The organism is Dinoroseobacter sp. S375 (assembly GCF_049800775.1).
In the GTDB taxonomy this organism is placed as follows: domain Bacteria; phylum Pseudomonadota; class Alphaproteobacteria; order Rhodobacterales; family Rhodobacteraceae; genus Dinoroseobacter.
Window position 1 is genome coordinate 40,714 of the sequence record NZ_JBNAFR010000006.1, and the last position, 20,906, is coordinate 61,619.

The 20,906-nt window shown below is 65.6% G+C and carries 24 protein-coding genes; 16 read left to right on the forward strand and 8 right to left on the reverse strand.

Features of this window, described 5'->3' with window-relative positions; genetic code table 11:
• Positions 1–4 precede the first annotated feature (4 nt).
• The gene (locus ACP150_RS13930) at positions 5–349 is read right to left on the reverse strand and encodes a hypothetical protein (RefSeq protein ID WP_424967267.1); all 345 of its coding nucleotides are present in this window, start codon (positions 347–349) and stop codon (positions 5–7) included.
• A 201-nt stretch (positions 350–550) separates the two neighbouring features.
• Here ACP150_RS13930 and ACP150_RS13935 point away from each other — a divergent pair, with 201 nt between their 5' ends.
• From ACP150_RS13935 to ACP150_RS13975, 9 genes are all read left to right on the forward strand, one after another.
• Positions 551–1,186, forward strand: a complete 636-nt coding sequence (locus tag ACP150_RS13935) for a 50S ribosomal protein L21 (protein ID WP_424967498.1) — start codon at positions 551–553, stop codon at positions 1,184–1,186.
• A 15-nt stretch (positions 1,187–1,201) separates the two neighbouring features.
• Positions 1,202–1,471 (forward strand): 50S ribosomal protein L27, encoded by a 270-nt coding sequence (rpmA, locus tag ACP150_RS13940; RefSeq protein WP_424967268.1) that lies wholly within the window; start codon positions 1,202–1,204, stop codon positions 1,469–1,471.
• A 119-nt stretch (positions 1,472–1,590) separates the two neighbouring features.
• Positions 1,591–2,202: a LysE family translocator gene (locus ACP150_RS13945; RefSeq protein ID WP_424967269.1), complete on the forward strand. Its 612-nt coding sequence runs from the start codon at positions 1,591–1,593 to the stop codon at positions 2,200–2,202.
• Positions 2,199–2,744, forward strand: a complete 546-nt coding sequence (locus ACP150_RS13950) for a GNAT family N-acetyltransferase (RefSeq protein WP_424967270.1) — start codon at positions 2,199–2,201, stop codon at positions 2,742–2,744. The genes ACP150_RS13945 and ACP150_RS13950 overlap by 4 nt, the downstream gene beginning before the upstream one ends.
• 4 nt (positions 2,745–2,748) lie before the next feature.
• Positions 2,749–3,282 (forward strand): GNAT family N-acetyltransferase, encoded by a 534-nt coding sequence (locus tag ACP150_RS13955; RefSeq protein ID WP_424967271.1) that lies wholly within the window; start codon positions 2,749–2,751, stop codon positions 3,280–3,282.
• Positions 3,275–3,805 (forward strand): GNAT family N-acetyltransferase, encoded by a 531-nt coding sequence (locus tag ACP150_RS13960; protein WP_424967272.1) that lies wholly within the window; start codon positions 3,275–3,277, stop codon positions 3,803–3,805. Before ACP150_RS13955 ends, ACP150_RS13960 begins: the two co-directional genes overlap by 8 nt.
• On the forward strand, positions 3,802–4,839 hold the full coding sequence (obgE, locus tag ACP150_RS13965; protein WP_424967273.1) for a GTPase ObgE: 1,038 nt from the start codon (positions 3,802–3,804) through the stop codon (positions 4,837–4,839). The genes ACP150_RS13960 and obgE overlap by 4 nt, the downstream gene beginning before the upstream one ends.
• The gene (gene proB, locus ACP150_RS13970; RefSeq protein ID WP_424967274.1) at positions 4,827–5,933 is read left to right on the forward strand and encodes a glutamate 5-kinase; all 1,107 of its coding nucleotides are present in this window, start codon (positions 4,827–4,829) and stop codon (positions 5,931–5,933) included. The genes obgE and proB overlap by 13 nt, the downstream gene beginning before the upstream one ends.
• A 97-nt stretch (positions 5,934–6,030) precedes the next feature.
• On the forward strand, positions 6,031–7,296 hold the full coding sequence (locus ACP150_RS13975) for a glutamate-5-semialdehyde dehydrogenase (protein ID WP_424967275.1): 1,266 nt from the start codon (positions 6,031–6,033) through the stop codon (positions 7,294–7,296).
• Positions 7,297–7,314: 18 nt separating this feature from the next.
• On the opposite strand, the gene ACP150_RS13980 is transcribed toward ACP150_RS13975, so the two are convergent.
• On the reverse strand, positions 7,315–7,929 hold the full coding sequence (locus tag ACP150_RS13980; RefSeq protein WP_424967276.1) for a histidine phosphotransferase family protein: 615 nt from the start codon (positions 7,927–7,929) through the stop codon (positions 7,315–7,317).
• A 29-nt stretch (positions 7,930–7,958) separates the two neighbouring features.
• On the opposite strand from ACP150_RS13980, the gene ACP150_RS13985 reads away from it, so the two are divergent.
• The 3 genes from ACP150_RS13985 to ACP150_RS13995 all read left to right on the forward strand — a co-directional run bounded on the left by ACP150_RS13985 (position 7,959) and on the right by ACP150_RS13995 (position 9,895).
• A complete protein-coding gene (locus ACP150_RS13985) occupies positions 7,959–8,144 on the forward strand; it encodes a DUF3553 domain-containing protein (protein ID WP_424967277.1) in 186 nt (61 codons plus the stop codon).
• A 108-nt stretch (positions 8,145–8,252) separates the two neighbouring features.
• Entirely contained in the window at positions 8,253–9,029 is a 777-nt protein-coding gene (locus tag ACP150_RS13990) for a GNAT family N-acetyltransferase (protein WP_424967278.1), read from the forward strand.
• Positions 9,026–9,895 carry a lysophospholipid acyltransferase family protein gene (locus ACP150_RS13995; protein WP_424967279.1) on the forward strand — a complete coding sequence of 290 codons (870 nt, stop codon included), beginning with the start codon at positions 9,026–9,028 and terminating at the stop codon, positions 9,893–9,895. The genes ACP150_RS13990 and ACP150_RS13995 overlap by 4 nt, the downstream gene beginning before the upstream one ends.
• On the opposite strand, the gene gluQRS is transcribed toward ACP150_RS13995, so the two are convergent.
• The 3 genes from gluQRS to gyrA form a co-directional block, all read right to left on the reverse strand.
• A complete protein-coding gene (gene gluQRS / locus ACP150_RS14000) occupies positions 9,832–10,698 on the reverse strand; it encodes a tRNA glutamyl-Q(34) synthetase GluQRS (protein WP_424967280.1) in 867 nt (288 codons plus the stop codon). The two genes, ACP150_RS13995 and gluQRS, sit on opposite strands and share 64 nt — an antisense overlap.
• A 22-nt stretch (positions 10,699–10,720) precedes the next feature.
• The gene (trmFO, locus tag ACP150_RS14005) at positions 10,721–12,082 is read right to left on the reverse strand and encodes a methylenetetrahydrofolate--tRNA-(uracil(54)-C(5))-methyltransferase (FADH(2)-oxidizing) TrmFO (protein ID WP_424967281.1); all 1,362 of its coding nucleotides are present in this window, start codon (positions 12,080–12,082) and stop codon (positions 10,721–10,723) included.
• 108 nt (positions 12,083–12,190) lie between these two features.
• Complete coding sequence (gyrA, locus tag ACP150_RS14010; protein WP_424967282.1) at positions 12,191–14,926, reverse strand: DNA gyrase subunit A; 2,736 nt, start codon at positions 14,924–14,926, stop codon at positions 12,191–12,193.
• A 190-nt stretch (positions 14,927–15,116) separates the two neighbouring features.
• Between gyrA and ACP150_RS14015 the strand changes: the two genes are divergently transcribed.
• Positions 15,117–15,386: an usg protein gene (locus ACP150_RS14015; RefSeq protein WP_424967283.1), complete on the forward strand. Its 270-nt coding sequence runs from the start codon at positions 15,117–15,119 to the stop codon at positions 15,384–15,386.
• Between the two features lie 26 nt (positions 15,387–15,412).
• Here the strand turns inward: ACP150_RS14015 and ACP150_RS14020 are convergent, their stop codons facing one another.
• The 3 genes from ACP150_RS14020 to ACP150_RS14030 form a co-directional block, all read right to left on the reverse strand.
• Complete coding sequence (locus tag ACP150_RS14020) at positions 15,413–15,916, reverse strand: DUF4188 domain-containing protein (protein ID WP_424967284.1); 504 nt, start codon at positions 15,914–15,916, stop codon at positions 15,413–15,415.
• A gap of 56 nt (positions 15,917–15,972) precedes the next feature.
• Positions 15,973–16,440, reverse strand: a complete 468-nt coding sequence (locus tag ACP150_RS14025; RefSeq protein ID WP_424967285.1) for a disulfide bond formation protein B — start codon at positions 16,438–16,440, stop codon at positions 15,973–15,975.
• A 75-nt stretch (positions 16,441–16,515) separates the two neighbouring features.
• Complete coding sequence (locus tag ACP150_RS14030; protein WP_424967286.1) at positions 16,516–17,127, reverse strand: exopolysaccharide biosynthesis protein; 612 nt, start codon at positions 17,125–17,127, stop codon at positions 16,516–16,518.
• Positions 17,128–17,633: 506 nt separating this feature from the next.
• On the opposite strand from ACP150_RS14030, the gene ACP150_RS14035 reads away from it, so the two are divergent.
• The 3 genes from ACP150_RS14035 to ACP150_RS14045 all read left to right on the forward strand — a co-directional run bounded on the left by ACP150_RS14035 (position 17,634) and on the right by ACP150_RS14045 (position 20,845).
• A complete protein-coding gene (locus ACP150_RS14035; RefSeq protein WP_424967287.1) occupies positions 17,634–18,677 on the forward strand; it encodes a TRAP transporter substrate-binding protein in 1,044 nt (347 codons plus the stop codon).
• A gap of 237 nt (positions 18,678–18,914) precedes the next feature.
• A complete protein-coding gene (locus ACP150_RS14040) occupies positions 18,915–19,496 on the forward strand; it encodes a TRAP transporter small permease (protein ID WP_424967288.1) in 582 nt (193 codons plus the stop codon).
• Positions 19,493–20,845 carry a TRAP transporter large permease gene (locus ACP150_RS14045; protein WP_424967289.1) on the forward strand — a complete coding sequence of 451 codons (1,353 nt, stop codon included), beginning with the start codon at positions 19,493–19,495 and terminating at the stop codon, positions 20,843–20,845. The genes ACP150_RS14040 and ACP150_RS14045 overlap by 4 nt, the downstream gene beginning before the upstream one ends.
• Positions 20,846–20,906: the final 61 nt, after the last annotated feature.

The window sequence follows — 20,906 nt, forward strand, 5'->3', positions numbered from 1 at the left end:
GCGCTCAGGGCCCCGACACCATCAGCGCCACGACCAGTGCTTCGGGGTCGGCCTCATAAAGCGCGATATCCCCGGCCATGCGCGCTGTAACCAGCGCGCGTGTCTCGGGCGGAACCCGGGCCAGATCGAAACCCGTGGCGAGGGTCGGGCCGCCAGAGGCGCGAATATCGGCCAGAAGCGCAGGGTACTGGTCGGCGACATAGGCGGACACCTCGGCCCGGCGCGCACCATAGACCGCCTCCTCGACCGCCGAGACCGGCAGGGTCACGGGCCAGAGCAAGGGGTTGCCCAGATGGTTCGCCTCGGTCCCGCAGGCTCCGAGCGCGACAAGACAGAAAAGCACGCGCATGGGCCGATAGAGCCCCGGAATTGCCTTGACTTGCAAGGGCGTGTCGAGGATAAGCCGCCATCCGCACCGGGCTCGTTCCGGTGGCGGAGCATTGAATGACGCCAAAGACAAGGCGCGCTGTTCGCGGCGATCCGGGGAACCGGGTCATGAACACCGGGGTTCCGGGGCCACAGGACGCGGTAGAAAATGAAGGAAGTTCATATGTTTGCGGTCCTCAAGACCGGCGGCAAGCAGTACAAGGTTTCCAGCGGAGATATCCTCCGTGTTGAGAAACTTGCCGCTGAAGCTGGCGACACAGTCCAGTTCAACGAGATTCTCATGGTTGACGGCACCGTTGGTGCGCCCCTTGTCGAGGGCGCCGGGGTGCAGGCCGAAGTGATCGAACAGATCAAAGGCAAGAAGGTCATCCACTTCGTCAAGCGCCGCCGGAAGCACAGCTCCAAGCGGACCAAGGGTCACCGTCAGCAGCTGACGCTGCTGCGCGTCACCGACATCCTCGCCTCCGGTGCCGATGCCTCTGGCGTCAAGGCCGCCATCGGCGCGGGCTCCGTGTCCAGCGCAGCTGTCGAAGCCGCCGCACCGGCCCCCAAGAAGAAGGCCGCCGCCCCCAAGGCCGAGGCCGCCGAGGCCCCCGCAGGCGCGGATGACCTCAAGAAGCTCTCGGGCGTTGGCCCGGCGCTGGAAAAGAAACTGCTCGAAGCCGGTGTGACCACCTTCGCGCAGATTGCAGCATGGACCGAAGAGGACGTGGCTGCTATGGACGAGAAACTGTCGTTCAAGGGTCGGATCGAGCGTGAAGGCTGGATCGCACAGGCCCAGGAACTGGCAAACAGCTGATAGGAGGCACACGGTATGGCTCATAAAAAAGCAGGCGGCTCATCCCGCAACGGCCGCGACTCCGCTGGCCGCCGTCTTGGCGTCAAGAAGTTCGGTGGCGAAGTCGTCATTCCGGGCAACATCATCCTGCGTCAGCGCGGCACCAAGTGGTGGCCGGGCGACAATGTTGGCATGGGCAAGGATCACACCCTCTTCGCAACCGCGGAAGGCAATGTTTCCTTCAAGAAAGGCTTCAAAGGCCGCACCTTTGTTTCCGTTCTGCCAGCCGCAGAGGCCGCTGAGTAAGCCGCTCCCAATTCAGGACCCAGGTTCCTGACGGACCGGCCTCCAAGGCCGGTCTTTTTCGTTTTGCGCCCCGTTTTTTGCAATCGCAGCATCGCGCTGCCCCATCAGGGTCCGAGGCTATGAGTGTTGCCATAGGCAGCTTCCTCGTTTTCGCCGCCAGTCAGGTCGGAACCCCCGGCCCGGCGAACATGGCGTTGATGACGACCGGGGCCCGGTTCGGGTTGCGGCGGGCGCTCCCCTTCGTGGCGGGCGTGATCGCGGGCAAGCAGCTGATCATCTGGCCCATGGGGTTCGGCCTTCTGGCGCTGGGGACCCAGCACCCGTGGATCTTCGAGACCCTGAAATGGATCTCGGCCGCCTATATCTGCTGGCTTGCCTGGCGGGTGACGCAAATCCGGTTGCAACCGGGCGCGCGGGGCGACGATGTCGCGGCCCCCGGCTTTGCCGCCGGGCTGATCGTGCACCCGCTCAACCCCAAGGCCTGGGCGATGATCACGGCGGGGTTCACGAGCTTTACCGACCCTGGAACCCCGGCGTTTCAGGCAACTCTGGCGATCGCGCTTTGCCTGATCTCCTGCCAGATCCTGTTGCAGCCGCTTTGGGCCTGGGGAGGGTCCGCATTGGCGTCGCGGGTTGCTGGAACCCCTGCGGAGCGTGGCCTGATGTACGCGCTCGCAGGACTGACACTGGCCAGTGTGCTGTATGTTTTGTTCGGAGGAGGACAAGCATGACCATGGACGTGACCGCGCCCGAGAGCGTGCAGACCATCAATGCCGAGCGCTTTGTCTTGCGCCCGATCCGGCCATCCGATGCCGGGCTCATGACGCTGTTTGCCAGCGACAAGCGCGTGGCCGAGGCGACGACCTCAATCCCGCATCCCCTGCCGCCCGGCGCGGCGGAGGCCTTTATCGCACGGGTGCTCGCGCCCGAGACCGACGAGATCGTCTGGGTGATCGACGCCTCGGATTTCGGCGGTGGAGAGCTTTTGGGCGTTCTGTCCCTGCAACGCATGGATCGCGGCCAGTCCGAGATCGGCTACTGGGTCGCGCCCGCCTATTGGAATGCGGGCTTTGCCAGCGAGGCCGTGGCGGCCCTCGTGGCGGCGAACCCCTTGGCGAACAAGACGATCTTCGGCTCGGTCTTTCAGGACAACCCGGTCTCGGCCCGGGTGCTGACCAATGCGGGGTTCGACTATCTCGGCGATGCCGAAGCCTTCTCCGTGGCGCGTAACGCCAAGGTCCGAACCTGGACCTATCTCAAACGGGTGGACTGATCCCATGCAGGCGCCGGGCCACATCGTGACAACCTCCCGGCTCCGCCTGCGCCCCGTGTCGGAGGCGGATGCCGATGCGATTGTCACGGCTATCAATGATTTCGACGTGGTGCGCTGGCTCTCCCGCGCGCCCTTTCCCTATACCCGGGCGGATGCGCTGGCGTTCATCGGCAAGAATGCAGGGCATGCCGGACAGGTCTGGATGATCGAGGATGCCAGCGGTCTGGTCGGCTGTATTGGGCGCAAGCGCGAGTTCGGCTATTGGCTGGCCCGGTCTGTCTGGGGCCGGGGCTATGCGACCGAGGCCGGACAGGCGGTGGTCGACCTGCATTTCGCGGACCCCGCTGCGCCGGGCCTTCTGTCGGGGTATCACACGGGCAATGACCGCTCGGCCCATGTGTTGCGCAAGCTCGGGTTCACACCTTGCGAGGATCGCGAAATCCATGCGCTGGCCGTGGACCGCGTGGTGACGATCCATGGCATGTGGCTGGGCCCGGAGGGGTATCACGCGACCCGGGGCGGAGGAACTCATGGCTGACCAAGACCTACCGAACCTGCGCACCGCGCGTTTGCGCCTGCGTTCGCTTGAGATGCGGGATGCGCCGGATCTGGCCCGGATCGCCGGGGATCCGAGCGTCGCGCCTAACATCTTCGTGGCTACCGTGCCCTGGCCCCTCGCCGAGGCCGAAGCGCTGATCGCGCGCGATATGTGGCGCGGCGCGCTGGGGTTCCGGCTGGCGGTGCTGACCGAGGCGGGCCGGTTCATCGGCTCCATCGGGGTGAGTGCGCAGCCTCATATCTACTATTTCTTCGACCCCGCGGTCTGGGGGCACGGCTATGCGCGCGAGGCGGTAGGTGCTGTCGCCGACGCGGTCATGGCCCGGTTCGACCTGCCGGTGCTGGGGGCCGAGGTCTTCACCGACAATCCCGGCTCGGGCAAGGTCCTCGAAGCCTGCGGCTTTGCCCATGTGGGGCAGGGTATCGCGACCTCGCGCGCCCGGCTTGAGCCCGCAGACGTGTTCCTGTACGAGCGGCGGCAACCCATAAAGGCAAAGACATGAAGTTCCTCGATCTCGCCAAAGTCTATATCCGCTCCGGTGGCGGCGGGGCCGGCTGCATCAGCTTCCGGCGCGAGAAATACATCGCCCAGGGCGGCCCGGATGGCGGCAATGGCGGGCGTGGCGGCGATGTCTGGGCCGAGGCGGTCGACGGGCTGAACACGCTCATCGATTTCCGCTACCAGCAGCATTTCTTTGCCAAATCCGGCCAGCATGGCATGGGCCGGCAGCGCACGGGCAAGGATGGCGATGACATCGTGCTGCGTGTCCCCGTGGGCACAGAGATCCTCGAAGAGGACGAAGAGACCGTGATCGCCGATATGACGACCATCGGCCAACGTGTCCTGCTCGCCAAGGGCGGCAATGGCGGGTTCGGCAACCTGCATTTCAAGTCCTCCACCAATCAGGCCCCGCGCCGGGCCAATCCGGGGCAGGAAGCGGTGGAGCGCACGCTCTGGCTGCGCCTCAAGCTGATCGCGGACGCAGGGCTTCTGGGGCTGCCCAATGCGGGCAAGTCGACCTTCCTCGCCGCGACCTCCAATGCCCGACCGAAGATCGCCGATTACCCGTTCACGACCCTGCACCCCAATCTCGGTGTTGTCGGGATCGACGGGGCGGAATTCGTGATGGCTGATATTCCCGGGCTGATCGAGGGGGCCCATGAGGGGCGCGGGATCGGCGACCGGTTTCTCGGCCACGTGGAGCGTTGCGCGGTCCTGCTGCATCTGATCGACGGCACTGCCGAGGATGTGGTCGCCGATTACCAGACCATCATCCATGAGCTGGAGGCCTATGGCGGTGCCTTGGCCGACAAGCCACGGGTGACTGCCCTGAACAAGATCGACGCGCTGGATGCCGAAGAGCGGGCCGAGAAAGCCGCCGCTCTGCAGGCGGCCAGTGGCTTTCCCGTGCTGCAACTCTCTGGCGTGACCGGCGAGGGGGTGCAGGACGTGCTGCGCGCCGTCCGCCGCCGGATCGAGGGATCGCGGCAGGCCGAGATTGCCGCCAATCAGGAGCCCGAGGCATGGCAGCCCTAGAGACCGCGCGCTGCCTTGTCGTCAAGATCGGCTCGGCGCTTCTGGTGGATCAGACGAGCGGCGCACTGCGTCAGGACTGGCTCAAGGGGCTGGCACAGGACGTGGCCGACGCAAGGGCGCGGGGCTCGGATGTGATCCTCGTCTCTTCGGGCTCGATCGCGTTGGGGCGCCGGGTGCTCGGCCTCGGGACCGGGCCCCTGCCGTTGGAGCAGGCCCAGGCCGCCGCCGCCGTGGGCCAGATCCGGCTTGCCCGCGCCTATGAGGAGGTGCTCGCCCCCCATGGTCAGACCACCGCCCAGGTGCTGGTGACCCTTGAAGACAGCACGGATCGACGCCGGTATCTCAATACGCGCGCGACGCTTGGGACGCTGCTCGGCCTCGGGGTGACGCCGATCGTCAACGAGAATGACACGATTGCCACGGATGAGATCCGCTATGGCGACAATGACCGGCTGGCCGCGCAGGTCGCAGTCATGGCTGGGGCGGATCAGCTTGTGCTCCTGTCCGATGTGGACGGGTTCTACAGCGCCAATCCCGCGATTGACCCGGAGGCGCGGCGCTTCGACGTGATCGACGAGATCACGCCCGAGATCGAGGCCATGGCGGGCGACGCGGTCTCCGGCATCTCCAAGGGTGGGATGAAGACCAAGCTTCTGGCCGCACGCACGGCGACCGATGCGGGCTGCGCCATGGCGATCACCGAAGGCTCGCGCCTGCGGCCCCTGCAGGGGTTGATCGACGGCGCGCCGGTCACGTGGTTCCTGCCGCGCACGGACCCGCTGGCCGCGCGCAAGCACTGGATCGCGGCGATGAAACCGCGCGGCGAGATCACCGTCGATCCCGGCGCCCATGCGGCGCTGAGCCGGGGCAAGAGCCTGCTGCCCGCGGGGATCACGGATGTCTCGGGCCAGTTTGGGCGCGGTGACCCCGTGGCGATCCTCGGCCCGGACGGCCAGGCGCTCGGCAAGGGACTGACCCGCTACACGGCTGCCGAGGCGCGGGCCATTCGCGGCAAGCGCAGCGCCGAGATTGCCGATGTGCTGGGCTATCCAGGCCGTGCCGTGCTGGTGCACCGGGACGATATGGTCCTGTAAACCAGCCGTTCTCATGGGACCGGACGAAGCCCCGGTCTTGCCCGAAACGGGATTTCCCCGTATCCCCAATGTCCACACCAACCCCAGAGGGTCTGTCATGAAAGACTTTGCCGATATCCCCGCCCTGATGACCGAAATCGGGACCGCAGCCAAAAAGGCCGCGGCGGAGTTGGCATTCGCCCCAGCCGCACAGCGGGCCGAGGCGCTGACCAAGGCGGCGGATGCGGTCTGGGCCCGGCGCGACGAGATCATCGCCGCCAACGCATCGGATCTGGAGTTCGGCCGCAACAAGGGGCTGAGCCCCGCGATGATGGACCGTCTGGCACTCGATGAGGGACGGATCGACGGCATCGTCCAGGGCCTGCGCGCCGTGGCGGCACAAGACGATCCCGTGGGGGCCGTGACCTCGGCCTGGGATCGGCCCACCGGGCTGAAGATCCGCCGGGTGCGCACACCGCTCGGCGTGATTGGCGTGATCTATGAGAGCCGCCCGAACGTGACCGCCGATGCCGGGGCGCTCTGCCTGAAATCCGGCAATGCGGTGATCCTGCGCGGTGGCTCCGAGAGCTTCCATTCCTCGTCGCTGATCCATGCCTGTCTCGTGGACGGGCTGCGCGCCGCCGGTCTGCCCGAGGCGGCGATCCAGCTGGTCCCGACCCGGGATCGGGCCGCGGTGGGCGAGATGCTGACCATGACGGATACGATCGACGTGATCATCCCGCGCGGCGGCAAGGGGCTTGTGGGCCGGGTGCAGGCCGAAGCTCGCGTGCCGGTCTTTGCCCATCTCGAGGGGATCTGCCACATCTATCTCGACCGCGATGCGGATGCGGAAAAGGCGCGCGCCGTGATCCTGAACGCCAAGACCCGCCGCACGGGGATTTGTGGCGCTGCGGAATGCGTTCTGATCGATCGCGCGTGGTTCGATGCACACGGCGCGCAGGTCCTCAGCGACCTGATCGACGCCGGTGTGGAGGTGCGCGCGGATGAGACCCTGCAAGCGGTGCCGGGCACGGTGCCGGCGGCTGCAGATGACTATGGCCGGGAATTTCTCGACATGATCATCGCCGCCCGTGTGGTCGATGGTGTGGATGGGGCGATTGCCCATATCCGGGATCATGGCTCGCAGCATACCGACTGCATCCTGACCGAGAATGACGCCACGGCGGACCGCTTCTTTCAGCGGCTCGACAGCGCGATCCTGATGCGGAATGCCTCGACCCAGTTCGCCGATGGTGGCGAGTTCGGGATGGGGGCCGAGATCGGCATCGCCACGGGCAAGATGCATGCCCGCGGCCCCGTGGGTGCCGAGCAGCTGACCTCGTTCAAATACCTTGTCGAAGGGGATGGCACGATCCGGAGCTGACCGGATCGTCGCACTGCCTCAGGTCTGGACCGACAGCGTCGTCTCGTCGGTCCGCACCACCCGGATCGGCCGCCCCGTGACCTGTCCGAGCTCGCGCAGCAGGGCAAATTGCACCTGCGCGGGCCGGAGGTGATCAAGGGGCGCTGTTCCCGCCAATCCGTTCCACAACATTTCATCAAAGGCAAAGCGCTGCGCCGTGCCCGTATAGACCAGCGCGCCCGGCTGTCCCGTGACCCGGATCGTGCCGCCATAGGGCATCGCCGTCTCAAGGCATTGCAGGGTCAGGAAGGCCTTCTTGGCATCCGAGCGCAGCATATCCTCAGGCTGCCAGTCGATGACGAGACGCCCGCCCTGGTAGCTGCCATGGAGCGCGCCGCGCAACTCGGCCCCCTTGATCATCTGATTGACCTGCGCATCGCCATAGGCAATCCGGAAAAAGCGGATCCGCGCATTCGCGCTTTCGACGCTCTCCGCGATCAGCGCCATTTCGGGCCCTTCGCTCGCGCCGGACATCTGCAACAGCTCCAGCCCATTGCCGATTGCCCCAAGCGGGCTAATAAGATCATGACAGATCCTGGATCCTATGAGCGCGCTGAGATCCTGCGCTTGGCCTGCCTGTCCCGGATCACTCATGATCGCCTCCAACGAAAGGATGCACCGCCATGTCAGAGATGAACGCGCTTCTGGAACCGGGCATGTTCGTGCGCAATCCCGACCAACCCGAGTGGGGGGTGGGGCAGGTGCAGTCAAACATAAACAGTCGCATCACGGTCAATTTCGAAAATGAGGGCAAAGTCGTGATGGACGCCACGCGCATTGCATTGGATCGGCTTTTTGACATGGAGTGACTTTCCTAAACCGACTACTTGTGAAGGTTAACAACAACCTGAGGTTGTGTCAACGAACCAAGACGCCGATCCGTTGCATGTTCTCGGGAATGCGTTAAAGAGCGTGCCATGTTGAGCCATACGCCCCGTTTTGATGTCACGTTGGCCGAGACCGCGGCGGACATGCGCGCGGCCCAGCGGCTCCGTTATGACGTGTTCGTGGACGAGCTTGGGGGCACTGGCGCGCTGGTCGATCACGCCGCGCGGCTGGAGCGGGATGAATACGACACGATCTGCGAGCATCTACTGTTGCGCGATCTGGCGCGGCCTGCGGATGATCTGGACCAGGTGGTCGGGGTGTACCGGCTGCTGCAGGGCAAGCGCCTGCCGGCCGGACGGTCCTATTACTCCGAGGCTGAGTACAATCTGGACCCGCTCCGGGGCTCGGGCCGCAACCTGCTGGAGCTGGGCCGCTCTTGCGTCCATGCGGAATATCGCAGCGGACTGGCCATGATGGCGCTCTGGTCCGGCCTCGCAACCTATGTGGAAGAGAACGCGGTCGAGGTTCTCTTTGGCGTTGCCAGTTTTCACGGCACGGATATCGAGACGCTGCGCGCGCCGCTGTCCCTGCTGCACCACAGGCATCTGGCCCCTGCGGGCCTGCGGGTCTCGGCGCAGCCGGAGCATTTCCAGCCCATGGACCTGATCCCCGAGGCCGAGCTGGACATGGCTGCGGCGAGCCGCGCGATCCCGCCGCTCATCAAGGCCTATCTGCGGCTTGGCGGCGGCGTGGGCGAAGGGGCCTTCATCGACCATGCCTTCAACACCACCGATGTCTGTCTTGTCATGGATACCAATCGCATGTCCGCCAAGCGCAAGGCCTTCCACACCCAGCGCGCCTCATGAGCACTTGGGACGGAGACGGACCGCCGCCCGCGCCCCGGCGCTTTGGGTTGGCGGATTGGGGGCGGGTGGTGATACGCGGGCTACCCATGGCGCTGGTGGTGTTTGGCGGGCTCGTGCTGCTGCTTCTGCTGCGCCTAGTTGAACGCCCGCTCTTTGGACTGCACCGCCCCCTCACGCCCCATATCACCACATTTGTTTGCCGCATCGCGCTGGCCCTGATGGGCTTGCCACGACAGGTGACCGGCACCCCGCTGCGCGCTCAGGGGGCGCAGGTCGCCAATCACGCGAGCTGGCTCGATATCTTCGTCCTGAATTCCTGTCAGCAGGTCTATTTCGTCTCGAAATCCGAGGTAGCCGGCTGGCCCGGCATCGGGTGGCTGGCACGGGCCACGGGCACGCTCTTCATCCGTCGCGACCGCAGCGCCACTGCGGATCAGGCGCAGGCGTTTCATGCGCGCCTGCGGGCGGGGCATCACCTGATCCTCTTTCCCGAGGGCACCAGCAGCGACAGCCGCCGCGTGCTGCCCTTCAAATCCTCGCTCTTCTCCGCGTTCTTCCAACCGGATCTGCGCGAAGACAGCGCGGTGCAGCCGGTGACGGTGATCTATCACGCGCCGGACGGAGTCGATCCGCGGTTTTACGGCTGGTGGGGCGATATGGAGTTCGGCGGGCATTTCCTGCAGATGCTGGCCCAACCCCGCCATGGCCGCGTCGAGGTGATGTTTCACGACCCGATCCCGGTGCGCAGCTGCGCCAATCGCAAGGAGCTCGCCAGACGCTGCGAGGCCGTGATCCGAGCGCATCACCCCTGCGGGTCGGACCAGAGTGCGCGAACCTCGGACACGGACAGTCCGGCATCCCGATAGGCCGACAGGGCGCGCGCATCATCGCGCTTGGCCAACCGTTTGCCCGCCGCATCGCGGATCAGGCGGTGGTGGTGATAGGCGGGCACCGGCAACCCAAGCAGCGCCTGCAGCACCACATGGATCGCCGTGGCCTCGAACAGGTCGCGCCCCCGCACCACATGGGTGATCTCCTGCGCCGCATCATCGACCACCACCGACAGGTGATAAGAGGTCGCCATGTCCCGCCGGCAGAGCACCACATCGCCGACGCGGTCCACAAGCCCGTGGGGCGCGAGGGTGATCTCGCCCTGTTCGCCCGCGAGACCCGCACCGGTCTCGACAAAGCGCAGCGCGTCCGGTGCGCAGCGCGCCACCGCCGCCGCCATATCCAGCCGCAGCACCGCGCCCACGGGCCGGGGGCCCTTGCGGGACCGCCCTCGGCAAGTGCCGGGATAGATCACTCCGTCCGGGCCCAGCAGGGGCGCGCCCTCTTGCGGGGCGCGGGTTGCCTCGGCGATATCGCGCCGCGTGCAGGTGCAGGGATAGAGCAGACCGTCTGACCAAAGGCGATCGAGCGCGGCGTCATAGGACGCCTGCCGCTCGGACTGCCGCATTACCGGGCTCGGCCATGCCAGCCCGAGCCATGCGAGATCCTCGTAGATCAGTGCCTCCCATTCCGGGCGCGCGCGGCTCTGGTCGATGTCTTCGATCCGCAAGAGGAAGGTGCCGCCCGCCGCCTCGGCCATCTCCGCCGCCGTGCAGGCCGAGAACCCATGGCCGAGATGGAGCGGACCGGTGGGCGAGGGGGCAAAGCGCGTCTTCATGGGGCGTTTCGGGGTGCGCGGATCACTCCGCCGCGAGCGGTTGCCCGAGCCAGTCCATCCAGGCGGCCTTGGCGCGGTCCGTATAGCCCTTGTAGCGCTCCTTGCGGCCCCGGCGGCCCCCGCGCACCCCGTCAAGGGGCGGGAAGAGCCCGAAATTCACGTTCATCGGCTGGAATGTCTTGGCCTCGGCCCCGCCGGTGATGTGATGGATGAGCGCGCCCATGGCAGTTTCCTGCGGTGGCCCCTCGACCGGCTGGCCGAGGATCTCGGCCGCGGCCATCCGACCAGCGAGCAGGCCCATGGCGGCACTTTCCACATAGCCTTCGACCCCGGTGATCTGACCGGCAAAGCGCAGGTTGGGGCGTTTGCGCAGGCGCATCTGCGCATCCAGCAGGGTCGGCGAGTTGATGAAGGTATTGCGGTGGATCCCGCCGAGACGGGCAAAGCGCGCCTCTTCCAGCCCCGGGATCATCCGGAGCACTTCGGTCTGCGCGCCGTATTTCATCTTCGTCTGGAACCCGACGATGTTGTAAAGCGTGCCGAGCGCATTGTCCCGGCGCAGCTGGACCACCGCATGGGCCTTGATGTCCGGCTGGTGCGGGTTCGTCAGGCCCACGGGCTTCATCGGGCCATGGCGCAGGGTCTCGCGGCCCCGCTCGGCCATCACCTCGATCGGCAGGCAGCCGTCGAAATATCCCGCCGTCTCGCCCGGTTTGAACTCGGTCTTCTCGGCGGCCAGCAGGGCATCGATGAAGGCCTCGTACTGGTCGCGATCCATGGGACAGTTGAGATAGGCGGTCCGCTCTTCCTCGGTCTCGCCCTTGTCATAGCGCGACTGCATCCATGCCTTGGACATGTCGATACTGTCGAAATAGAGGATCGGCGCAATGGCGTCGAAGAAGGCGAGGCTTTCCTGTCCGGTCTCGGCGGCAATCGCCTCGGCCAGCGCGCCCGAGGTCAGGGGGCCGGTCGCGATGATCCAGGTTCCGTCCTCGGGCAGGGCGGTGATTTCGTCCCCATCGAGGGTGATCCTCGGATGGGCCAGAAGCCGCTCGGTCACCGAGGCCGCGAACGGGTCGCGGTCCACAGCCAGCGCGCCACCGGCGGGCAGGGCGTGGCGATCCGCCATCTCCATGATGAGACCGCCCGCGGCGCGCATTTCCCAATGCAGGAGCCCCACGGCGTTCTGCTCGTCATCATCGGAGCGGAAGGAGTTCGAGCAGACCATCTCGGCCAGATGCCCGGTCTTGTGGGCAAAGGTGCCGACCTTGGGCCGCATCTCGTGGATGACGACATTGACGCCCATCTGGGCGGCCTGCCAGGCGGCTTCGGATCCGGCCATGCCGCCGCCGATGATGTGGAGTGTGTGATCTGCTGTGCTCATGGGCCTCGATATAGAGGCTCATGAGCGGGATGGAAATGTCGGATTGACGACCCCGGCGGGCTGAGGGGCGACGGGTGCGATCCGCCGCCGCGCGGGCCGCGCCGAGGGTTATTCGTCCTCGGCGCCATCCTCGTCCTCGCCCTGATCGGCGATATAGGCCACCGAGACGACCTGTTCGCCCGGCGCGGTGTTGAACACCTTCACGCCGCCTGCCGCGCGGGAGCGGAAGCTGATCCCGTCCACCGGGCAGCGGATCGACTGGCCCGTGGAGGTGGCGAGCATGATCTGGTCGTCCAGCTCCACCGGGAAGCATGCAACCAGCGGGCCGCCCCGCATCGCCTTGTCCATGGCCGTCACACCCTGGCCACCACGCCCGCGGACAGGGTAGTCATGGCTGGAACTGATCTTGCCCGTCCCGCCGGAAGTGATCGTCAGGATCAGGTCCTCGGCCGCCGACATCTCGGCATAGCGCTCGGGGCTGAGCTGCCCGGCCTCAACGGTCTCTTCATCATCGCTCTCGGCTTCATCCGCAAGCCCGGCCACGGCCCGGCGCATCTTGAGATAGGCGGCGCGCTCCTGCGGGTCGGCCTCGAAATGCCGGATCACCGCCATGGAGACGACTTCGTCGCCCTCGGCCAAGCGCACACCGCGCACGCCCGTGCTGTCACGGCCCTTGAAAACCCGGACATCCGTGGTGCGGAAGCGGATCGCACGCCCCGAGGCGGTGATCAGCATAACATCGTCATCCTCGGAACAGATCCGCGCCTTCACAAGGCTCACCCCCTCGGGCAGCTTCATGGCGATCTTGCCGTTGGACTTCACATTCGTGAAGTCTGACAAGGCGTTACGACGCACATCTCCGGCAGAGGTTGAAAAGACGATCTGCAGGTCGGACCAGTCTTCCTCGTCCCGGTCCACGGGCATGATCGCCGCGATGGAGGTGCCGGTTGGAATCGGCAGCACGTTGACGATGGCCTTGCCGCGGGCATTGCGTCCGCCCGAGGGCAGTCGCCATGTCTTGAGCTTGTAGACCATCCCGTCCGTAGTGAAGACCAGAAGCGGCGTGTGGGTATTCGCGACAAACAGCGTCGTGACCACGTCGTCTTCCTTGGTGTTCATCCCCGACAGGCCCTTGCCACCGCGTTTTTGCGCGCGGAATTCGACCAGCGGGGTGCGCTTGATATAGCCGCCCGAGGTGACGGTGACTACCATGTCCTCGCGCTCGATCAGGTCCTCGTCTTCCATGTCACCGGACCACTCGGTGATCTCGGTGCGGCGCGGCACGGCGAACTGCTCGCGGACCTCGCGCAGCTCGTCCGAAATGATCGCCATGATCCGCGAGCGGGAGCGCAGAATGTCCAGATATTCCTGGATCTTACCCGCCAGTTCCTGCAGCTCGTCGGTGACTTCCTTGACGCCAAGCTGGGTCAGGCGCTGCAGACGCAGCTCGAGGATCGCGCGGGCCTGGGTCTCGGACAGGTTGTAGGTCCCGTCGTCGTTCATCGTGTGGGTTGGGTCGTCGATAAGACGGATGTAATCGGCGATGTCCGCGGCGGGCCAGCGACGGGTCATCAACTTCTCGCGGGCCTCGGCGGCGTCGGCGGAGGCACGAATGGTGGCCACGACCTCATCCACATTGGACACAGCCACGGCCAGACCGCAGAGGATATGGCTCCGCTCGCGGGCCTTGCGCAGGTCGAAGGCCGTACGGCGCGCCACAACTTCCTCGCGGAAGGTGATGAAACTGCTGAGGAAATCCTTCAGCGTCAGCTGCTCGGGCCGCCCGCCATTCAGCGCCAGCATGTTGCAGCCGAAGGAGGTCTGCATGGGCGTGAAGCGGTAGAGCTGGTTCAGCACGACCTCGGGCGTCGCATCGCGCTTCAGCTCGACCACCACGCGGACGCCGATCCGGTCACTCTCGTCCTGCACATGGGCGATGCCCTCGATCCGCTTCTCGCGGACCAGCTCGGCGATCTTCTCGATCATCGAGGCCTTGTTAACCTGATAGGGGATCTCGTCGAGCACGATGGCGTAGCGATCCTTGCGCAGCTCCTCGATCCGGGTCTTGGCGCGGATGATGACCGAGCCGCGCCCCTCCAGATAGGCCTTGCGCGCGCCGGACCGTCCGAGGATCTGCCCGCCCGTGGGGAAATCCGGGGCCGGGACGTATTGCATTAGGTCCTCAACCTCGAGATCCGGGGTCTCGATCAGCGCGAGCGTCGCGTCGATCACCTCGCCGAGATTGTGGGGCGGAATATTCGTGGCCATACCGACCGCGATACCGCCAGCCCCATTGACCAGCATGTTCGGGAAACGCGCCGGAAGGACCGTCGGCTCCTGATCCTTGCCGTCGTAATTGTCCTGAAAATCGACGGTGTCTTTCTCGATATCCGCCAGCAGCGAGGCGGCGGGTTTGTCCATCCGCACCTCGGTGTACCGCATGGCCGCCGGGTTATCTCCGTCCATGGAGCCGAAATTGCCCTGTCCATCGAGCAGCGGCAGCGACATGGAGAAATCCTGCGCCATCCGCACCAGCGCGTCATAGATCGCCCCATCCCCGTGCGGGTGGTATTTGCCCATGACATCGCCCACGGGCCGCGCCGACTTGCGATAGGCCTTTTCGTGAGAGTTCCCGGTTTCGTGCATGGCATAGAGAATCCGCCGATGTACCGGTTTGAGCCCATCACGCAGATCCGGGATCGCGCGGCTGACGATCACGCTCATGGCATAATCGAGATAGGAGCTCTTCATCTCCTCCGCGATGGAGATGGTCGGCCCCGTATAATCGGACCCGCCGCCGGGGGTTTCGTCCATGTTCTCAGGGGGTTCCGGGGTGTCGGTCACGTGGGCCGAACTCCTATGTCAGAGGCACAATATTTAGTCCTTTGGAGTATAACAGAACCTTTATCTTGCGCACAAGTTGTGCATGACATTTACGAGCAGCCTCTGCCATGGAGTGCTAACATGCTGTTCTTATTGAATTCTTAAACACGATATGTCTCGATGAAGGGAACGGACCGGAACGGAGACGCATATGGCAGGCCACGAGACCGAATTGATGCTGCGCGGATACGGGTTGACCACGGCGGAGATGTATTACCGCATGCCCGACCATCCCAGCGTTCTGAACACCTTCATCTGGCAGGATTATGACCTCGCGCCGGACTACCCGGCGCTGTTCAAGTTCATCGAATTCTGGCAGGCCGAGATCGAGGGCGCGCTGCATTCCGTGCGATTTGCCCATCGCAAGATGATCTCGCCCGGTGAGTGGCGCCATGTCACCCATGAGCTGCCGCTGCACTGACGCGGCGGATCTGGGGTCCGCGGGATCTAGCCCGTCAGGCGCGCGCGGGCCTCGGCACGGTTGCCCGTGGCGGGCACCAGCGATGCCACCCGGCCGAGCCCGAAGGGCGGCATGCCGGAATAGATCGCTTCATAGGCCCCGTCGCGCACCAGATAGGTTTCGTGCCAGATCCCCACATCGCCCCGCGCGCCTTTCATCCGTTTGTTGAACGCGGTCCAGGCGGGGCGGTGGTGATGGTCCTCGGCGCGCGCATACGCCTCCAGATGATCGAAGCTGCGCCAGTATTGCACCGTGATCCCCAGGCCCACGCCGCTATGGCCGAGAAACCCGGTTTCATCCGCCGGTAAGGCCTCCAGCTCCTTGATCATCCGTGGCATGGCAAAAAGTGCGGGCAGCCATTTGGCGATCTTCCATGGCTTGTTGATCCGCATGCCGATCAGGAACAGCACGAAATCCCCGTCGATCTGCGCCGCCATGCGGTCCTCGATGATATGTGCGATCCCGTACCCTCCCCGTGGTTGCCCGCGCACAGGCTAGAGACGCAGCGATGTCTTGCCAACTGTGCGCCACGTGCGGGCGGCCGAGCTCAGCTGCGCCGCGCCCGGATCAGGGCCAGCGCCCAGAGCAGGGCGAGACCGAGGCTGATCACCATGTTCCAGCTCGCCATGGAAAGGCCCAGCATCTCCCACGCGACCTCGTCACAGCGCACGAGCGGGGCCTCCATGATCGAGGCCAGCAGGTCCTCGGGGCTCATGCCGGTGATGTCGCCGGAGGTGCAGGTGGTGGGCCCTTCCCACCAGCCGCGTTCCACCCCGGTGTGGTAGCCGCCGATCCCTGCGGTGGTCAGCGCGCCGCCGAGACCAAGCCAGGCTGCAAGGGGGGAGACGAGGCTCAGCCCCCCGGCCGCCACCGCGACCGCATGGGGCCAGCGCTGCCAGAGGCACATGGCGCAGGGGGCAAGCCCGCCGAGATGCTGAAAGCCGAAGGCGCCCAGCAGCATGGCAAGAGACCCGCCAGCGGCGATCAGTGCGAGCATGCGGGGATTATCGAGCATCGAGACCTCTGAGACCGGCGGATGGGTGTTCTTCGCCCATGTCCCGGGGCGCCGCAAGGCCCCGGCGGATCACAATCAGAGGCCGACCCATGATTTCAGGAGGCTGATGACCGTCGCACCGGCGAAGAGAAGCGTTCCGATCCAGGCGGTCCCGATAAGCGCGCCCAGAACGACAAGGATCCCGTCCCGCTGCAGCAGGCCCATTGCAACGATGACCACCGCGATGCCGGGCACCGTGTTGGTCGAGGGCAGGGGCACGAGAATCGACGCGCTGAACAGCACCAGTGCCAGCCCGACAATGCGGTCTGCGGGGGCGTGGGTCAGGGCCGCAAGCCGGGGGCGGCTGACACCTTCGAGCCGCCGCAGCCAGGGTTCGGCGCGTGTTGCGAGGCTCGACAGGCTCTCGGTCTTGACCTCCCGCGCGCTCAGCCGCTCTGGCAGCCAGGGGGTCTGGCGTCCGAACAGGATCTGGGCCGACACGAACATGAGCGGCAAGGCCACAACTTGCGGAACGCCGTAAAGAAACGGGATGCAGCAGGGCAGGGCGAGGATCAGCAGGAACAGCCCGAATGCTTGCTCATGGAGCTGCGTCATCACCCAGCCGAGGGACACGGATGTGCCCTCCGCATCCTCCGCCAACTGGTGAAGGCGTTGCGAGATGGACAAATCCTCAGACGGTGATGCCATCGGGCGAGGCTCCTGATCTAGGCGCGCTCGGACCATGAGGGCGCGTTGCAAGGGGGCTAGCAAATGCGCTTCGCCATGGCCAGAGCCAGACCGCAGGGGGGACCGGGAAAAGCTGTGCGGTCTCGGTGGGCTTTGATGGCAGGACGCATGGGACGGACCAGAGGCAGACACCGTCGGTGCCGGGATCTTCACACCCCGGCGCGGGTCCGCCCAAAACCAGAAGTGGGTCGGGTGGGGGCCAGCCCCGTTTAGGGCGCGGCGCTGCCCGTGGTTCAGCATAGAGATCGCCCCGGGGTCCAAATTCCCGTGTATGAGCCTGGCCGGGTGCGTGCGCCACTGCCGCAGGCTGGCCTGCGGCGATGCTCGAGTGCGCTCGTTGCAGATGCAACAAACCTCTGGCGCTTTTGCGTGGTCCGGCTACACTCGTCCCAGCCGGGGCCGCGATGGCAGAAGACCGATCCGCCCCGGGCGATATGTGATTGCAGTCGTTCCAGGGAGGGAACACCATGAACAGCCTTATGAAGACCGTCCTCACGGGGGCGGTGGCCCTGACGCTTGGCGCGGGCGCTGTGGCGGCCCAGGAGGTCACGCTCCGGTGCCAGCATTTCCTGAGCCCGCAAGGGTCGGTGCCCAAGTTTTTCATCACGCCCTGGGCGGAGAAGATCGAGGCGGACTCCGACGGGCGCATCAAGGTCGAGATCTATCCGGCGATGCAGCTGGGCGGCAAGCCACCCGCGCTCTATGACCAGATCCGCGACGGGGTGATCGATTGCGGCTGGGCCCTGCCGGCCTATACGCCCGGGCGCTTTCCCGAGAGTGAGGCGTTTGAGCTGCCCTTCATGACGACCATGTCCGCCGAGGCATCGTCCCGGGCCGCCTGGGAGTTCACCGAGAAATACCTGATGGAACGGATGGGGGATATCCACCTTATGGCCGTCCATGTCCATGGTCCCGGTGTGATCCACAAGAAGGGCGATCCGATTATGGGGACGGCTGATTTCGACGGGCTGAAGCTGCGCGGACCCTCGCGGCAGGCCAACAAGCTGCTGGAGACGCTCGGGGCGACGCCCGTGGGCATGCCGGTCCCGGCCTTTCCGGAATCCCTGTCGAAAGGGATCGTGGATGGGGGCGTGATCCCGTGGGAGATCGTGCCGCCCCTCAAGGTGCATGAGCTGGCCGACAGCCATACCCAGATCGGCGGAGACCGGGCGCTCTATAATACGTTTTTCGTCTGGGGGATGAACAAGGCCAGCTATGACCGGCTGCCGGAGGACCTCAAGGCGATCATCGATGCCAATTCCGGGCTGGAGGCGTCTGCCTGGGCCGGGCGCGCCATGGATCAGGGGGACGAGCTGGGCGAGGGCGTCGTCGCTGGAACGGACAACAAGATCCACGTGCTGGATGACGGCACGGTCTCGGAGCTGCGCAAGATCGGGGATGATCTGACGGCGGCCTGGGTCGCCGAGATGGAGAGCAAGGGCCTGCCCGGTGCGGCCATGGTCGAGGATGCTAAGATGTTCGTGACCAAGCACGAAAACGGCGGCAGCTAGGCGCGTCCGCAGGTCCCGCATGTCGGGGCCTGCCACAGATCCCACTTCAGCCGGGGCAATCGGAGACCGGGGCGCGACACGCATGCGCGTCGCGCGGACCCGCGCAGCCCCGGCGCACGCCGCGGGGCGGGCGGTGTTCTGCCCCTTGCGTCCCTGCCTGAGCAGGGTACATCAGGGACCGACCCAAGGGGACGGTCCCGGCCTGTTCCTGCCCGCCAGAGTAAGAGATACGCTCAGATGATCGCACCGACCCTGGAGGCCCGGACGGGCCGCGTGCTCGAAGCGCTGGCGCGGTGGCTGGCCTATGGCGGTGGTCTTGTCCTCGTGGCGATTGCCCTGCTCACCGTGGCCTCAATCACCGGGCGCGCCCTGATCGGGCTCGGGCTGGGCCCGATCACCGGGGATTTCGAGCTTGTGGAGGCTGGCTGCGCCGTGGCGATCTTTGCCTTTCTGCCCTGGTGCCAGCTCAAGCGCGGCCATGTGACGGTGGATATCTTCGTGGACCGTCTCCCGGCGCGGCTCAAGGCGCTGACCGGCCTGATCGGGGACATGCTCATCGCGCTGGCGGCGGGCGTGATCTTCTGGCGGCTCTGGCTCGGGTTTGGCGAGAAGTTTCCCTATGGCTCCGACGCTCTGCGCGAGACCCTCTCGATGGGCTATAAACCGTTCTTCCCGGAAACCACCTATGAGCTCGAGTTGCCGATCTGGATCCCCTATGCGCTGGCCGTTACCGGGGCTGCGGTCTTCGTGCTGGTGGCGCTCTACACGGTCTGGCGCAGCCTGAACTGGGTACTTGCCGGGCGGGAGGCCACGCCATGAGCGGGATCGAACTGGCCCTGATCGCCTTTGCCCTGATGCTCGGGGCGATCTTTCTGCGGGTGCCGATCGCCGTGGCCATGGGGCTGACGGGGTTCTTCGGCACCTGGATGGTGCTGGGGCATCCGAACGCGACCCTGAGCCAGCTCAAGACCCTGAGCTATGACACGTTCTCGAGCTATTCGCTCTCCATCGTGCCGCTCTTTTTGCTCATGGGGCAGTTCGCGACCAAGTCGGGTATGTCCGCCGCGCTGTTTCAGGCCGCGTCGGATTGGCTGGGCCATCGCAAGGGCGGGGTGGCCATGGCGGCGGTCGGGGCCTGTGCGGGCTTCGGCGCGGTCTGCGGGTCTTCGCTCGCCACAGCCTCCACCATGGGGCAGGTGGCCCTGCCGGAAATGCGCAAGCGCGGCTATTCCGACAGCCTGAGCACGGGCGTGCTGGCGGCGGGCGGCACGCTTGGGATCCTCATTCCGCCCTCGGTCATCCTCGTGATCTACGCGATCCTGACTCAGCAGAACATCGTCAAGATGTTCATCGCAGCGCTCATCCCGGGCATCATCGCGGCGCTGGGGTATATGCTGACCGTGGCGATCTATGTGCGGATCAAGCCCGATGCAGCCACCACCGCGGCCCGGATCCCCGTGGCCGAGCGGATGCGGACGCTCTGGCGGATCTGGCCGGTCGTGCTGATCTTCGGGCTGGTGATGGGCGGGATTGCCGGGGACTGGAACTGGGCACAGGATGGGGTGCAGGCGCTGTTCACACCCACCGAAGGGGCCGCCGTGGGGGCGGTTGCCACGGGGCTCTATGGCTGGGCGACCGGCGGGCTGACCTGGCGCGGGTTGCTCGATTCGATCCTGCAGACCGCAAGCGCCTCGGCGATGATTTTCTTCATCGTTCTGGGCGCGCAGCTCTTCAACTCCTTCCTCGCCTTCACCCAGGCGCCGCAACAACTGGCCGAATGGGTGACGACACAAGGGTTTGCGCCGCTGATGGTGCTGTCGGCGATGCTGCTGTGCTATCTGGTCTTCGGCTGCGTGATGGACAGCCTGTCGATGATCCTGCTGACCATTCCGATTTTTTTTCCCATCGTGCAGGCCCTGGATTTCGGCCTGACACCGGAGGAGGCCGCGATCTGGTTCGGCATCCTCGCGCTGATCGTAGTGGAGGTCGGTCTCATCACGCCCCCCGTGGGGATGAACCTGTTCATCATCAACTCGATGGCGAAGGATGTGCCCATGGGGCGGACCTATCGTGGTGTCGCGCCCTTCGTGGCCTCGGACCTGATCCGGGTGGTGGTTCTGGTCAGCTTCCCGGGGATCACCCTGTGGCTTGTCGGGGTGATGTTCTAGGGGCGGCCAAGGGCTTTTTTGCTCTGGACGCGGTGGCTCTGTGGCGGTAGCACACCCGCGT